The organism is Futiania mangrovi (assembly GCF_024158125.1).
Lineage (GTDB): Bacteria > Pseudomonadota > Alphaproteobacteria > Futianiales > Futianiaceae > Futiania > Futiania mangrovi.
This window is the reverse complement of sequence record NZ_JAMZFT010000001.1, coordinates 174,096-187,298: the sequence shown is the minus strand read 5'-3', so window position 1 is coordinate 187,298 and position 13,203 is coordinate 174,096. Positions and strand designations below refer to the sequence as shown.

11 protein-coding genes are annotated in these 13,203 nt (G+C 70.5%); all 11 read right to left on the bottom strand.

The genetic code is table 11. The features are described from left to right. Positions 1-3: 3 nt before the first annotated feature. Positions 4-1,287 carry a cell division protein FtsA gene (gene ftsA, locus NJQ99_RS00890; RefSeq protein ID WP_269330919.1) on the bottom strand — a complete coding sequence of 428 codons (1,284 nt, stop codon included), beginning with the start codon at positions 1,285-1,287 and terminating at the stop codon, positions 4-6. A 76-nt stretch (positions 1,288-1,363) separates the two neighbouring features. Continuing rightward, entirely contained in the window at positions 1,364-2,248 is an 885-nt protein-coding gene (locus NJQ99_RS00885; RefSeq protein WP_269330918.1) for a cell division protein FtsQ/DivIB, read from the bottom strand. After that, positions 2,236-3,165 carry a D-alanine--D-alanine ligase gene (locus NJQ99_RS00880; RefSeq protein WP_269330917.1) on the bottom strand — a complete coding sequence of 310 codons (930 nt, stop codon included), beginning with the start codon at positions 3,163-3,165 and terminating at the stop codon, positions 2,236-2,238. The genes NJQ99_RS00885 and NJQ99_RS00880 overlap by 13 nt, the downstream gene beginning before the upstream one ends. After that, entirely contained in the window at positions 3,162-4,091 is a 930-nt protein-coding gene (gene murB, locus NJQ99_RS00875) for a UDP-N-acetylmuramate dehydrogenase (RefSeq protein ID WP_269332051.1), read from the bottom strand. The genes NJQ99_RS00880 and murB overlap by 4 nt, the downstream gene beginning before the upstream one ends. Positions 4,092-4,096: 5 nt before the next feature. Further along, complete coding sequence (gene murC, locus NJQ99_RS00870) at positions 4,097-5,524, bottom strand: UDP-N-acetylmuramate--L-alanine ligase (RefSeq protein ID WP_269330916.1); 1,428 nt, start codon at positions 5,522-5,524, stop codon at positions 4,097-4,099. Beyond that, complete coding sequence (murG, locus tag NJQ99_RS00865; protein ID WP_269330915.1) at positions 5,521-6,657, bottom strand: undecaprenyldiphospho-muramoylpentapeptide beta-N-acetylglucosaminyltransferase; 1,137 nt, start codon at positions 6,655-6,657, stop codon at positions 5,521-5,523. The genes murC and murG overlap by 4 nt, the downstream gene beginning before the upstream one ends. After that, positions 6,654-7,796: a putative lipid II flippase FtsW gene (ftsW, locus tag NJQ99_RS00860; protein ID WP_269330914.1), complete on the bottom strand. Its 1,143-nt coding sequence runs from the start codon at positions 7,794-7,796 to the stop codon at positions 6,654-6,656. Before ftsW ends, murG begins: the two co-directional genes overlap by 4 nt. After that, the gene (murD, locus tag NJQ99_RS00855) at positions 7,793-9,193 is read right to left on the bottom strand and encodes a UDP-N-acetylmuramoyl-L-alanine--D-glutamate ligase (RefSeq protein ID WP_269330913.1); all 1,401 of its coding nucleotides are present in this window, start codon (positions 9,191-9,193) and stop codon (positions 7,793-7,795) included. Before murD ends, ftsW begins: the two co-directional genes overlap by 4 nt. A gap of 4 nt (positions 9,194-9,197) precedes the next feature. Further along, positions 9,198-10,286, bottom strand: coding sequence for a phospho-N-acetylmuramoyl-pentapeptide-transferase (mraY, locus tag NJQ99_RS00850; RefSeq protein WP_269330912.1), 1,089 nt, complete (start codon positions 10,284-10,286; stop codon positions 9,198-9,200). Positions 10,287-10,294: 8 nt separating this feature from the next. Then, a complete protein-coding gene (locus tag NJQ99_RS00845) occupies positions 10,295-11,716 on the bottom strand; it encodes a UDP-N-acetylmuramoylalanyl-D-glutamyl-2,6-diaminopimelate--D-alanyl-D-alanine ligase (protein WP_269330911.1) in 1,422 nt (473 codons plus the stop codon). Beyond that, on the bottom strand, positions 11,713-13,203 hold the full coding sequence (locus NJQ99_RS00840) for a UDP-N-acetylmuramoyl-L-alanyl-D-glutamate--2,6-diaminopimelate ligase (RefSeq protein WP_269330910.1): 1,491 nt from the start codon (positions 13,201-13,203) through the stop codon (positions 11,713-11,715). Before NJQ99_RS00840 ends, NJQ99_RS00845 begins: the two co-directional genes overlap by 4 nt.

The following is a 13,203-nucleotide window of genomic DNA, read 5'->3' as shown; positions in this document are numbered from 1 at the left end:
TTCTCAGAAGTTTTCCTTCAGCCATTGCCCGATGCGGCCGAGCGTTCCCGCCGCGCGTCCCCGGCGCAGGTCGGGCGCGGCGAGAAGTGGCTCCTCCGTGCCCCCGACCGCGTGCGCGACGAGGCCCGCGGCCGTCGCGAAGGCGGGGCCGCTTACCCCGTCGGAGAGACCGGTCAGGCGGATCGGCCGGCCCGGCCGGACCTGCTTGTCGAGGATGCGGGCGGCCAGTTCGCGCACGCCGTTCAGCTGGCTCCCCCCGCCCGTGAGCACCACGCGGCGCGAGGTGAGCCGGTCCATGCCCGACCGGCGCAGCGAATCGCGCACCAGGTCGAACGTCTCCTCGATCCGCGGGCGGATGATGCCGGTCAGCAGCGAGCGGGGCATCTGAGCCGAGGGCGCATCGAGGTCGTCGCCGAGGTGCGGCACCGTGATCATCTCGCGCTCGTCGGAGGAGGATGGCAGCGCCGAGCCATAAAGCGTCTTCAGCCGTTCCGCGTGGGCGAGCGAGGTCGAAAGCCCCTGCGCAATGTCCTTCGTGATGTGATGCCCGCCGACGCGGATCACGTCGGAATAGACGAACTCCCCGCCGTGGAAGACGGCGAGCGAGGTCGTGCCCCCGCCCATGTCGATGCAGACCGCGCCGAGGTCGCGCTCGTCCTCGACCAGCGTCGACAGCGCGCTGGCATAGGGGGAGAGCACGCGACCGCCGAGTTCCAGGTGGCAGCGTTCCACGCAGATCGCGAGGTTGCGCAAGGGACCGACGGAGGCCGTAACGAAGTGCATGGCGACACCCAGCCGGTCGCCGTGCATGCCGCGCGGGTCGCGGATGCCTCCGTTGCCGTCCACGGAGAAGGCCGTCGGAATCGCGTGGATCAGTTCCCGGTCGGTCGGATCGAATTCGGCGCGCCCATGGTCCACGATCCGGCGGATATCGCGGTCCGTGATCGCATGACCGCCCAGCGCGATGTCCGCTTCGAGCGCCTGGCTGCGCGGAAACCCCGAGGAGACGTTCACGACGACGCGGTCGATCGTCTCGCCCGCCATGCGCTCTGCCGCGTCGACGGCATGGCGGATCGCCGCCTCTGCCGCGCCCATGTCCACGACCGCCCCCTGGCGCAAGCCCTGGCTCAACTGGTGGCCGATGCCCACGACACGAACCGCGCCGAGCGGAAGCGGCTCGCCCCGCGCGATGTTCTTGGAGCCGTCCACCTTGGCGATGAGGCAGCAGATCTTCGTCGTGCCGACGTCGAGAGCGGCGACATATCCTTGCCGTGCAAGCGTCGTCATGCCCGGTCCATTCCCTTCAAGCGTTTCATGCGGTCCCCACCTCGCGCGCGGCCGGCGCGCGCGCGCCCTCTTCTCGTCATGTCTCCCGCCCCGGCTCCCGGATCTGCTTGGCAGTCTCCGGCGTCAGGCGGACGTACCAGCGGTCCTTCTGACGCAGGTCGATGCGCTCCACGTCTGCAGACAGCAGGCGCCCCGCCTCCGGATCCCCGGCGAACCCGGCAAGCGCCTGGGCCGCGCCCTCCTCCGGCAGCAGCAGGTCGACCCCGTTCCACAGGTGCAGCGTCCAGCGCCGGTCGCGCACACGCACCGCCGCCTGTACCTGCCGCTCGATCTCAGGGTGCGCGGCGACCAGCCGCGTGATCTCCTCGACGCGGAGGTTCGCCCCCGCGCCCACGACGAGCGGCAGCCCCTTGTGCCGCGTCCACTCGACGGAGGTGAGACGCACCCCCTCCCGGTCGATCACGTGAAAGTCCCGGTCGACCTGCCAGATCGCATAGGGTGTGCGCTCCTGCAGGTCGATCAGCAGCGTGTCGGGCAGGACGAGGCGGACAGATGCACTTTCGACCCAGGAGATCTGCTCCACCCGGCTGCGGACGGCGCGCACGTCGACCGCGGTCAGCGGCGCGCCGATCTCTACGCCCACCTGAAGGCGCAGAAGTTCGGGGTCGGTCTCCTCGCGCCCGCTGACGAGCACGCGCGCAAGCCGCAGGTCCAGGACGCTTGCTGCCTGCTCCATTTGCCCGCGCCAGAGATTGCGCGCATCGTGTGCGATCCGGTCCACGCCGCCGAGGAGAGAGAGCAGCCCCATCGCACAAACGGCACCCATCCCCAGGCCGAGCGAGCGGCGAACCCAGCGCCGGCGCAACGCCCGCTCCATCCGGCGGCCGAACAGGCGGCTCAGCAGGGGAGGACGCGGCGCGGCCTGCACGCGCGGACTGCTGCGGCGCTTCACCGTGGGCACGAGGCATCCTCCATCATCCAGACCACCAGGTCGCGGTAGCTGAGCCCGACATGGGCGGCCTGCTCCGGCACGAGCGAGGTCGGCGTCATGCCGGGCTGGGTGTTGACCTCCAGCAGCACCAGATCGTGCGCGGGATCGCCCGTGCCGCCCTCGTTCCAGCGGAAGTCGGCCCGGCTCACGCCCCGGCAGCCGAGCGCACTGTGCGCCGCTTCGGAGGCGCGCATGGCGGCATCGTAGACGTCCTCCGGAATGTCGGCGGGCACGACGTGGCGGGAGCCGCCGGCGGCGTACTTGGCCTTGTAGTCGTAGAATTCCGTCGCGGGCAGGATGTCGGTCACGGCGAGCGCGCGCCCGTCCATGACGCTGACCGTCAGTTCGCGGCCCGGCACGAAAGCCTCGACCAGGACGTGCCGGTCCGGATCCTCGCCGAGGATCTCCTGCGGCGGACGGTTCGCGCCGTCGCGGACGATGTGCACCCCGACGCTGGAGCCCTCGTTGACCGGTTTCACCACGTAGGGCGCGGCCATAAGGTGCCCCGCAGCAGCCTCCCGCGCGGTCGCGACCAGCCCTTCGGCCACCGTGAGGCCGCAGGCACTGAAGGCGTCGCGGGCACGCGCCTTGTCCATGGCAAGTGCGGAGGCCAGCACGCCCGAATGGGTATAGGGAATGCCCATCACCTCGAGCAGGCCCTGCACGCAGCCATCCTCGCCCCAGCGTCCGTGCAGAGCATTGAAGCAGGCATCGGGACGCACCTCCGCCAGCCGCGCCGCGACGTCCCGACCCACATCGATATCGGTCACGCGATAGCCCGCCTCGCGCAGTGCCGCAGCGCATCCGGCGCCCGAGACGAGGCTCACCTCGCGCTCGGCCGACCAGCCGCCCATCAGCACCGCCACATGGTCGAAGCGCCGGGTCATGCGCCCTCCCCGCCTGCTGCGGGCACGCCGATGCGGCGGATTTCCCAGTGCAGTTCGACCCCCGTCGCCTCGAGCACGCGGGCGCGCACCGTCTCCCCCAGCGTCTCGAGGTCCGCCGCGGTCGCCTCGCCCGTGTTGATGAGGAAGTTGCAATGCTTCTCGGAGACCTGCGCGCCGCCGACCCGCAGGCCACGGCAGCCCGCCCGGTCGATCAGTTCCCAGGCCTTGCCCTCTGGCGGATTGCGGAAGGTGGAGCCGCCGGTGCGGGTGCGCACGGGCTGGGACGCTTCGCGCTGGGCCGTGATCCCGGCCATCTCGGCGCGGATCGCCTCCGCATCGCCGGGACGCCCTGCGAACGTGGCTGCCGTGACGATGGCGCCTGCAGGCAGTCCGCCGGAACGGTAGGTCATCGGCAGGTCATGTGCCGCGAAGACCGCCATCTGGCCGTCGACGGTCACGGCCTCGACCTCGACCAGCACGTCCTTCGTCTCGACGCCGTAGCAGCCCGCGTTCATCGCCACCGCGCCGCCGACTGTTCCGGGAATGCCGCGGAAGAAGCTGAGGCCAGCGATGCCGGCCTCGGCCGCCGCCTCCGCCACGCGGGCATCGGGCACCGCCGCACCGGCACGGATGCGCGCGCCCTCGGCCGCGATGCCGCCAAAGCCGCGGCCAAGGCGGATCACCACGCCCGGAACCCCACCGTCGCGCACCAGCAGGTTGGAACCGACGCCGATCACGGTGACGGCCACGTCCGCCGGCTTCGAGCGCAGGAAGTCCGCAAGGTCTGCCGCATCCGCCGGAGAGAACAGGACCTCCGCCGGCCCGCCGGTCCGGAACCAGGTCATCGGGCCGAGCGCCACGTCCGGCACGATCCGGCCGCGCACGGGCGGCAGCCGGTCGATCAGGTGCAGCCGGTCGAGCGCCATGACAGTCACCTGCACGCCTCCTTCAGGCGCTTCAAATCGGCCAGCGCGTCGGGCAGCGCATTGGCCCATTGCGTGATGTTGCCCGCGCCGAGACAGACGACCATGTCGCCGGGCGACACGCGGCGTGCGATCGTGGAGGCGAGGTCGTCCGGCGTCTCCAGCGGAAGCACGTCGCGGTGCCCGTGCGCGCGCACGCCCGCCACCAGCGCGTCGCGGTCGACGCCTTCGATGGGGGACTCGCCTGCGGGGTAAACGTCGGTCACGATCACGGTATCGGCATCGTTGAAGCAGCGGCAGAAGTCCTCGAACAGCGATTGCAGCCGCGTGAACCGGTGCGGTTGCACCACGGCGACGACGCGCCCCTGGCACGCCTCGCGCGCGGCCTTGAGGACGGCGGAGATCTCGACCGGATGGTGCCCGTAATCGTCGATGATTCGCACCCCGTTCCAGACGCCGACTTCGGTAAATCTGCGCTTCACGCCGCCGAATTGCGCCAGCGCGCCATGAATGACCGGTGCCTTGATGCCAAGTTCCAGCGCGACGGCAATCGCGGAGAGCGCATTCTGGACGTTGTGGGCGCCCGGCATGGGCAGGTGCATGTCCTTCAGCGTGCGCGTCTCGTTCGTGCGCCGGTTGGTCACGATGACGTCGAAGCTGGTTCCTCCGCCGCCCGGACGCAGGTTGACCGCGCGCACGTCGGCCTGCGGGTTCATGCCGTATGTGACGACGCGGCGGTCCTCGATCCGTCCGACCAGCGCCTGTACTTCCGGGTGGTCGATGCACATGAAGGACACGCCATAGAAGGGCACGTTCTCCACGAAGGCGCGATAGGCGGCCTTCATCGCATCGTAGGAGCCGTAGTGATCCAGATGCTCCGGATCCATGTTGGTCACGATCGTGATGGTCGCGGGCAGCTTGACGAAGGTACCGTCGGACTCGTCCGCCTCCACCACCATCCACTCGCCCGCGCCGAGCCGGGCGTTGGTGCCATAGGCATTGATGATCCCGCCATTGATCACGGTGGGGTCAATGTCGGCGGCGTCGAGCAGGGCGGCGACCATCGATGTCGTCGTCGTCTTGCCGTGGGTGCCCCCGACCGCGATCGCGTTCTTCAGGCGCATCAGTTCCGCGAGCATCTCCGCCCGCCGCACGACGGGGAGATGGCGCGCGCGCGCCTCGACCAGTTCCGGGTTGTCGCGGCGGATGGCGGAGGACACCACGATCACGCGCGCCTCGCCCAGGTTCTCCGCGCGATGGCCGATCTCCACGGGGATGCCCATGGCGCGCAGGCGGCGCACGTTTGCGCTTTCCGCCACGTCGGAGCCCTGCACCTTGTGGCCGAGGTTGCGCATGACCTCTGCGATGCCGCTCATGCCGATACCGCCGATGCCGACGAAATGGATGAGGCCGATATCGAGGGGAAGCTTGCTCATGCACGTCCCTCCCTGGGAATGGGGGCGGCTGCGGGCGCGGGCGTCGCGCCGTCCGCCAGTGTCTCGACAAGGTCTGCCAGCGCGTCCGCCGCCTGCGGCGCGCCCTGCGCCGAGGCCGCGGTGGCCATCGCCTGGAGCCGGTTCGGCGACGACAGAAGCTCGGCCAGCATCGCGCCCAGCGTATCGAGCCGGCCCTGCGGGAGAAGCGCCCCGCCACCCGCCTGCTCCAGCGCGGCGGCATTGAGCGTCTGCTGATCGTCCATCGCGGACGGCAGCGGGACGAGGATCGACGGGCGGCCCGCAACGGCAAGCTCGGCGACGGTGGACGCGCCGGCCCGTGCAATCACGAGATGCGCGGATGCCAGCCGCTCTCCCATCCGGTCGAAGAAGGGGGCGACCTCGCCCTCGATCCCCGCGTCGGCGAGTGTTGCGCGCGCCAGCTCGAGACCTTCTGCGCGCGCCTGCATGGCCACCCGCAGCCGCGCGCGCACGTCCGCGGCGAGATGTGCGAGCGCCTCCGGCACCGCCTCGGTCAGCGCCTGGGCACCCTGGCTGCCACCGATCACGAGCAGATGGATGGGCGCACCGGGCTCCGGCGCGGCATAGGCCGTCGCAGCCTGCGCGATCTCGGGGCGCACGGGGTTGCCGACATGGCGCACCCGGGCACGCAGCCGCGGCGGGACGCCCGCGGTCTCGGCATGGCTCACGGCAAGGATGTGCGCCAGCCGGCAGAGCGCACGGTTCGTCCGGCCGAGGATGGCGTTCTGCTCGTGCAGGACGAGGGGGAGCCGCAGCAAGGCCGCCGCCGCACAAGCTGGAAAGGACGGATACCCGCCGAACCCGACGACCGCGCAGGCACCCGCGGCCTTCAGCGCGCGGCGCGCCTGGAACACACCCTTGAGGATCGTGAGACCCGCGCCGAGCTTCGCCGCCGGACCGCCCGACAGGGTCGCCGCCGGGACCTCCACCACCGTCCCGGCGGGAATCCGGTCGGCCCACGCAAGCCCGCGCCGGTCCGTCACCAGCACGATGCGATGGCCGCGGTCGACGAGCGCGCGCGCCAGCGCCTCGGCTGGGAAGAGGTGCCCTCCCGTGCCGCCGGCAGCCAGTGCAATCGCGCGCTTCTCCGTCATGCTCCCTGTGCGCTCCTCAACACGCTGCGCCCGTGCGCCCGCCGCCGCGTCAGCGCCAGCACGAAGCCCATGGAAATGCCGATGGCGAGGCTCGAGGAACCGCCATAGGAGATGAAGGGCAGCGTCATGCCCTTGGACGGCAGCAGGCCGAGGTTCACGCCCATGTTGATGAAGGCCTGCAGCCCGAAAAGGCCGATCAGGCCAGCCGCAGCCAGTTGCACGAAGGCGTCGCGCTCCCCCATCACGCGCTGGAAGGCACGCAGCACGATGAAGGCGAAAATGCCGACCAGAGCCATGCAGGCGAGCACGCCGAACTCCTCCGCCGCGACGGCGAAGATATAGTCGGTGTGCGCATCCGGCAGCACCCGCTTCAGCACGCCCTCGCCCGGCCCGCGCCCGAACAGCCCGCCCGAGGTGATGGCGCTGATTGCGGTGTCCATCTGGTAGGTATCGCCGGAGGACGGGTCGAGGAAGCGGTCGATCCGGCTCGTCACGTGCGGCACGAAGAGATAGGCGAGGAAGAGTCCGCCCGCACCCGCCGAAACGACACCGACGATCGGCAGGATCGGCGCGCCCGCGACAAATGCCATGCCCACCCAGACCAGCGTCACGAGTGCGGCCTGCCCGAAATCGGGCTGGGCGGCGAAGATCGCCAGCAGCAGGCACAGCGCGACAAAGCTGATCCAGCCGCCCGGCAAGCCGTCGGGCTTGCGGCCCTCGGCGAACATCCAGGCACAGAAGACGATGAAGCCGGGCTTGGCGAACTCCGACGGCTGGATGGTCAGGGGCCCGAGCCACAGCCAGCGGTGCGCACCGTTGACCTCGGGCGCTATCGTCAGGGTCAGCAGAAGGCCGACCAACGCGCCCAGGAACAGCAGCACACCCGTGCGCCGCACCGCAAGCGGGCCCAGCATCGAAACACCCACCATTGCCGCAAGTGCGATCGAGACGAACACCGCCTGCCGGATCACGAAATGAAACTCCGCGATGTCGATGCGGTTGGCGACCGCGGGGCTCGCCGCCAGCACAAGCAGAAGGCCGAGACAGGCCAGCGCAAACAGGGCGCCGAGGCACCACCGGTCGACGGTCCACCACCATTGCGCCAGGGGGCGCGTGTCGGCGCGGGCGAAGGTCGTCATGCGGCGGCTCCGTTCTTCTCGTGGGCAATGCCGAGGGCAAGCGCGCGGAAGGCCGCCCCCCGCGCCTCGTAGTCCGAGAATTGGTCGAAAGATGCGCACGCGGGTGCGAGCAGGATCGTGGCGTCCCCGCTGCCGTCCGCGCGGGCGTCGGCATAGGCGCGGGCGACCGCTCGCTCCAGCGTTCCGGCGAGCGTATGGGGCACCTCGCTGCCCAGCGTCTGGGCGAACTGCGGCGCGGCCTCGCCGATCAGGTAGGCACGCGCAACATTCGGGAAAAGCGGCTTGAGCGGCGCAATCCCACCCTCCTTGGCGCGCCCTCCGGCGATCCAGTAGATCCGCTTGAAGGCCGCCAGCGACTTCGCCGCGGCGTCGGCGTTGGTGGCCTTGCTGTCGTTGACGAAGCGCACGCCGTCGACGACCGCGATTTCCTCCATCCGGTGCGCGAGGCCCGGAAAGCTGCCGATCCGTGCCGCGATGTCCGTGGCGGAGACGCCCGCAGCGCGCGCCACCGCGAATGCCACGGCGGCGTTCTGCCAATTGTGCGCCCCGCGCAGGGAGGGCACGTCGCGCACGTCGGCGGCCGCCTTGCCGTTCTCGTGAATGAGCCCGTCGACGCAGGAGATACCCTTGCGCGCCCGCGTGCCGACGGTCACGCGGACGACCTTCGGCCCGCCTTTCCGCTTTTCCAGTTCGGTCGCGACCCCGGCGCTCGTCGTGTCGTCGACGCCGACGACCGCCATGTCCTTGTCGGTCATGGCGGCGAACATGCGCTTCTTGGCGCGGACATAGCCGTCGATGTCGCCGTGCCGGTCGATGTGGTCGGGCGTGATGTTCAGCCAGGCACCGATCGTCGGGCGGAAGCTCTTCACGAGATCGAGCTGGTATGAGGACAGCTCCAGCACCAGTGCCTCGTCCGGGACGTGATCGAGGTCGAAGACCGCCCGCCCGATGTTCCCGGCAACCGCCACGTGGTCGAGACCGTAGGCTCCGGCAAGCAGATGCCCGATCAGCGCCGTCGTGGTGGACTTGCCGTTCGTGCCGGTGACGCCGACGACATGGCGGGGGGCGTGCCCCAGGCTCAGCGTGCGGCCCAGCACCTCGATGTCCCCAATGACGGGCGTGCCCGCTGCACGGGCCAGGTCCACGACCCAGTGCGGCTGCGGATGGGTCAGCGGCACGCCGGGCGAGAGGACGAGCGCGCTCACCTCTCCCCATACGACGCGGGACGGATCGTCGAGCGGGATGCCCAGGGCCGCTGCCTTCTCGCGCGCCGCGAGCTGGTCGTCCCACGCCACCACCCTCGCGCCGCCCAGCGCGAGCGCACGCGCCACCGCGAGGCCGGTCCGCGAGAGACCGAACACCACAACATTGCGTCCCTGGAAACCGCGCGCCAGCATCGCCCTACCTCAGTTTCAGCGTCGACAGACCGATCAGCGCCAGCACGACCGCGATGATCCAGAAGCGGATCACGATGGTCGGCTCCTGCCAGCCCAGTTGCTCGAAATGATGGTGGATCGGCGCCATCTTGAAGACCCGCCGGCCGGTCAGCTTGAAGCTCACCACCTGGACGATGACCGACACGGTCTCCAGCACGAACAGCCCGCCGATCACGGCGAGCACGATCTCGTGCTTGGTGATGACGCCGATCGCGCCCAGTGCCCCGCCAAGCGCGAGCGACCCGGTGTCCCCCATGAACACCATCGCGGGCGGTGCGTTGAACCACAGGAATCCCAGCCCCGCACCGATCAGCGCGCCGCACAGGACCGCAAGCTCGCCCGTGCCGGGGACGTAGTGGATCTGAAGATAGTCCGAGAAGACCGCGTTGCCGACGAGATAGGAGATGAGCCCGAAGCTAGCCGCCGCGATCATCACGGGCACGATGGCCAGCCCGTCGAGCCCGTCGGTGAGGTTGACCGCGTTCGCCGCGCCGACGATCACGAAGATCGCGAAGGGTACGAAGAACCATCCGAGCGTGATCAGGGCGTCCTTGAAGAATGGCACGGCCAGCGTACCGGCCAGCGGCTCCGGCGAAAGCTGGTGCACGGCGATCGCGGCACAGGCCGAGATCGCTGCCCCCGCCGCGAGGCGCACCTTGCCCGGCACGCCGCGCACGTTCGCCTTTGTCACTTTCAGGTAGTCGTCGGCAAACCCGATCAGGCCGAAACCGACCGTCACCAGGATCGCGATCCAGACGTAGGGGTTGGCGAGGTCGGTCCACAGCAGCGTGGACGCCAGCGCCGACACGAGGATCAGCACGCCGCCCATCGTCGGGGTGCCTGCCTTCGAGACGATGTGGCTCTGCGGTCCGTCGTCGCGGATCGGCTGGCCCTTCTTCTGCAGGCTCTTCAGCCAGCGGATGATCGCCGGCCCCAGCAGGAAGGCGACCACCAGCGAGGTCATGATCGCCCCGCCCGTCCGGAACGTCAGGTACCGGAAGACGTTCACGCCCGGAAACTGGGGAGACAGGTTCAGCAGCAGCAGTTCGAGCATGGCACCCCCTAACCCGCCCGGCGTCCGCGTACATCGCGTGCACGCAACGCCTCGACAACGCGGGCCATCCGGCTTCCCAGTGACCCCTTCACCATCACCGCATCTCCGGGCCGCAGGTCTGCGGCGGCACGGTCGGCCAGGTCTGCGCTCGACTGCGCCCACACGCCGCGCACACGCGCCGGCAGCGCATCGTGGAGCGCGCGCATCAGCGGCCCGGCGCAATGCACGCGGTCGATGCCAGCCCGTGCGACCGCCTCCGCGAGCCCGGCGTGCAGGGCCTCCGCTTCCGGTCCGAGTTCCAGCATGTCGCCCAGGATCGCGATCCGCCGTCCCCGGTCGCCCACCGGCGCCTGCGCCAGCAGGTCGAGCGCCGCCCCCACCGAGGTGGGGTTGGCGTTGTAGCTCTCGTCGATCAGGAGTGCCGCGCCGCCGGGAAGCCCGATCTCGATCCGCTCGCCCCGCCCGGAGGCGGGCCGGACCCCGGCCAGCGCCAGCGCCGCCCTTGCAAGGTCGCCGCCGGCCGCGTGCACCGCGCCCAGCACCGCGAGCGAATTGAGGGCAAGATGCCGGCCGGGCGCGCCCAGCTTGTAGGTGACCGGCGTTCCGCACACGGTCGCCGCGATGCAGGAGGTCTCGGGCTTCAGCGCGATCCGCTCGGCCCGGATGTCGGCGTCTGCCGCCTCGCCGAAGGTCAGGACATGGCGCACGCCCGCAGCCTGTGCCCTGTCTCGAATACGCGGCGTCCAGGCGTTGTCGGCGTTGAGCAGCAGCGTGCCCCCCGGCTCCAGCCCGTCGATGATTTCCGCCTTGGCGTCGGCGATACCCGACACGTCGGCGAAGTTTTCCAGGTGCACCGGCGCAACCGTCGTGATGATGGCGACATGCGGACGCGCGAGGCGCGAGAGCGGTGCGATCTCGCCCGCGTGGTTCATGCCCATCTCGATCACGGCGAAGCGCGTTTCGCGCGGCATGCGGGCGAGCGTCAGCGGCACGCCCCAATGATTGTTGTAGGACGCCTGCGCCGCGTGCGTCGCCCCCTGGGCCCCGAAGGCGGCGGCCAGGGCCTCCTTCGTGCTGGTCTTGCCGACGCTCCCCGTGACGCCGATCACCGTGCCGTCGATGCGCGCACGCGCCGCGCGGCCCAACGCGCGCAAGCCCTCGAGCGTATCCTCGACAATGAGCAGCGGGGCGTCGGGAGCCACGCCGTCCGGCACGCGCACGACTATTGCCGCCGCGGCGCCGCGCGCCAGTGCGTCCGCGACGAACGTATGGCCGTCGCGGTTCTCCCCCTCAAGCGCCACGAACAGGTCGCCCGGAGCCAGCGTCCGCGTGTCGATGGAGACGCCCGTGACTGTCACATCGGCACCGATGCGCCCGCCGGTCGCGGCCATCATCTCAGCGGAGGTCCAGAGCGGCTGAGGCGCGGTCATGCCGCCCCCTTTCCGCCCTGGGCGGCGATCGCCTCGCGCGCGACATCCCGGTCGTCGAAGGCAATGACCTGCGCGCCGATCGTCTGGCCCGTCTCGTGCCCCTTGCCCGCGATCAGCAGCAGGTCGCCAGGACCGAGCGCCGCCACTGCTTCACAGATCGCCGCCCGCCGCTCCCCACCGTCGATCGCGCCCGGCGCGGCGGCAAGGATCTCCGCCCGGATCGCCGCCGGATCCTCGCTGCGCGGATTGTCGTCGGTCACGACCGCTCGGTCGGCAAGGCGCGCGGCCACCTCTCCCATGAGCGGGCGCTTGCCGCGGTCCCGGTCGCCGCCGCAACCGAAAACGACATGCAAGGCTCCGTGCGCGTGCGGGCGCAGCGCCGTGAGCACGGTCTCGAGCGCGTCAGGCGTGTGCGCATAGTCCACATAGACGGCCGCGCCCGACGGTGTCGTGCCCACGCGCTCCATCCGCCCCGGAACGGGCTTCAGCGCCGGCAACACGGCGAATACCGCGTCGGCATCCTCGCCGCTGGCGATGGCGAGGCCCGCAGCGGCGAGCGCGTTCATCGCCTGGAAGCGCCCGCTCAATGCGAGGTCGAGATGACGTCGCACCCCGAACGCGCGCACGGTGACGGCCTGGCCTTCCCCGTGCGGATCGGCGTCCTCGAGCACGAGATCGCGGCCGCCCGCGCCATAGGTCAGGACCTTGAGCCCCCGCGCCCAGCACACGTCCTCGAAGTCCGTGAAGTGGGCGTCGTCGGCGTTGAGCACCGCGGTGCCGCCGGGGCCCAGCACCTCGCCGAACAGGCGCAGCTTGGCGAGCAGGTAATCCTCGTGCGTCGGGTGATAGTCCTGGTGATCGCGCGTTAGGTTGGTGAAGGCAGCCGCCGTCAGCCGCACGCCGTCGGTGCGATATTGAGAGAGGCCGTGGCTCGACGCCTCGAACGCCACGCGCTCGATGCCGCGGTCCTTCAGGTCCGCCAGAAGGGCATGCAGCGCGACCGGGTCCGGTGTCGTGTGGGTCGTCGCCTCGACGCCCCTGCCTGTCACGACGCCCAGCGTGCCCAGCGCTGCGGCCTCGCGCCCCAGTGCGGCCCAGACCTGGCGGGTGAACTCCACCACGGAGGACTTGCCGTTGGTACCCGTGACCGCGACCGCGATATCCGGCTGGCGCCCGTGCCAGGCGGCGGCCATCCTTGCGAAGGCGCGGCGCGGGTTCTTCGCGCCGATCACGTGCACGCCCTCGAACCGCATCGCCGCAGCCGTCTCTTCCGGCGCGAGAATCGCAATGGCGCCCCGCGCCACCGCCTCCTGCGCGAAACGGGCGCCGTCGGTGCGCGTTCCGGGCAGGGCCGCGAAGAGATAGCCGGGCCGGACCTCGCGGCTGTCCGCGGTCAGCCCGCAGATCTCCACGTCCCGCGCGGACGCAGTCGCGTCCGTCCCGCGGGCTGGCGGAAGATCGGCAGTGATGAGCGCATCCAGCTTCAT

Bases quoted from the DNA above. Each gene is read 5' to 3' on its own strand.
- ftsA (WP_269330919.1), bottom strand. From the start codon at position 1,287: ATGACGACGCTTGCACGGCAAGGATATGTCGCCGCTCTCGACGTCGGC.
- NJQ99_RS00880 (WP_269330917.1), bottom strand. From the start codon at position 3,165: ATGACCCGGCGCTTCGACCATGTGGCGGTGCTGATGGGCGGCTGGTCG.
- murB (WP_269332051.1), bottom strand. From the start codon at position 4,091: ATGGCGCTCGACCGGCTGCACCTGATCGACCGGCTGCCGCCCGTGCGC.
- murC (WP_269330916.1), bottom strand. From the start codon at position 5,524: ATGAGCAAGCTTCCCCTCGATATCGGCCTCATCCATTTCGTCGGCATC.
- murG (WP_269330915.1), bottom strand. From the start codon at position 6,657: ATGACGGAGAAGCGCGCGATTGCACTGGCTGCCGGCGGCACGGGAGGG.
- ftsW (WP_269330914.1), bottom strand. From the start codon at position 7,796: ATGACGACCTTCGCCCGCGCCGACACGCGCCCCCTGGCGCAATGGTGG.
- murD (WP_269330913.1), bottom strand. From the start codon at position 9,193: ATGCTGGCGCGCGGTTTCCAGGGACGCAATGTTGTGGTGTTCGGTCTC.
- mraY (WP_269330912.1), bottom strand. From the start codon at position 10,286: ATGCTCGAACTGCTGCTGCTGAACCTGTCTCCCCAGTTTCCGGGCGTG.
- NJQ99_RS00845 (WP_269330911.1), bottom strand. From the start codon at position 11,716: ATGACCGCGCCTCAGCCGCTCTGGACCTCCGCTGAGATGATGGCCGCG.
- NJQ99_RS00840 (WP_269330910.1), bottom strand. From the start codon at position 13,203: ATGAAGCTGGATGCGCTCATCACTGCCGATCTTCCGCCAGCCCGCGGG.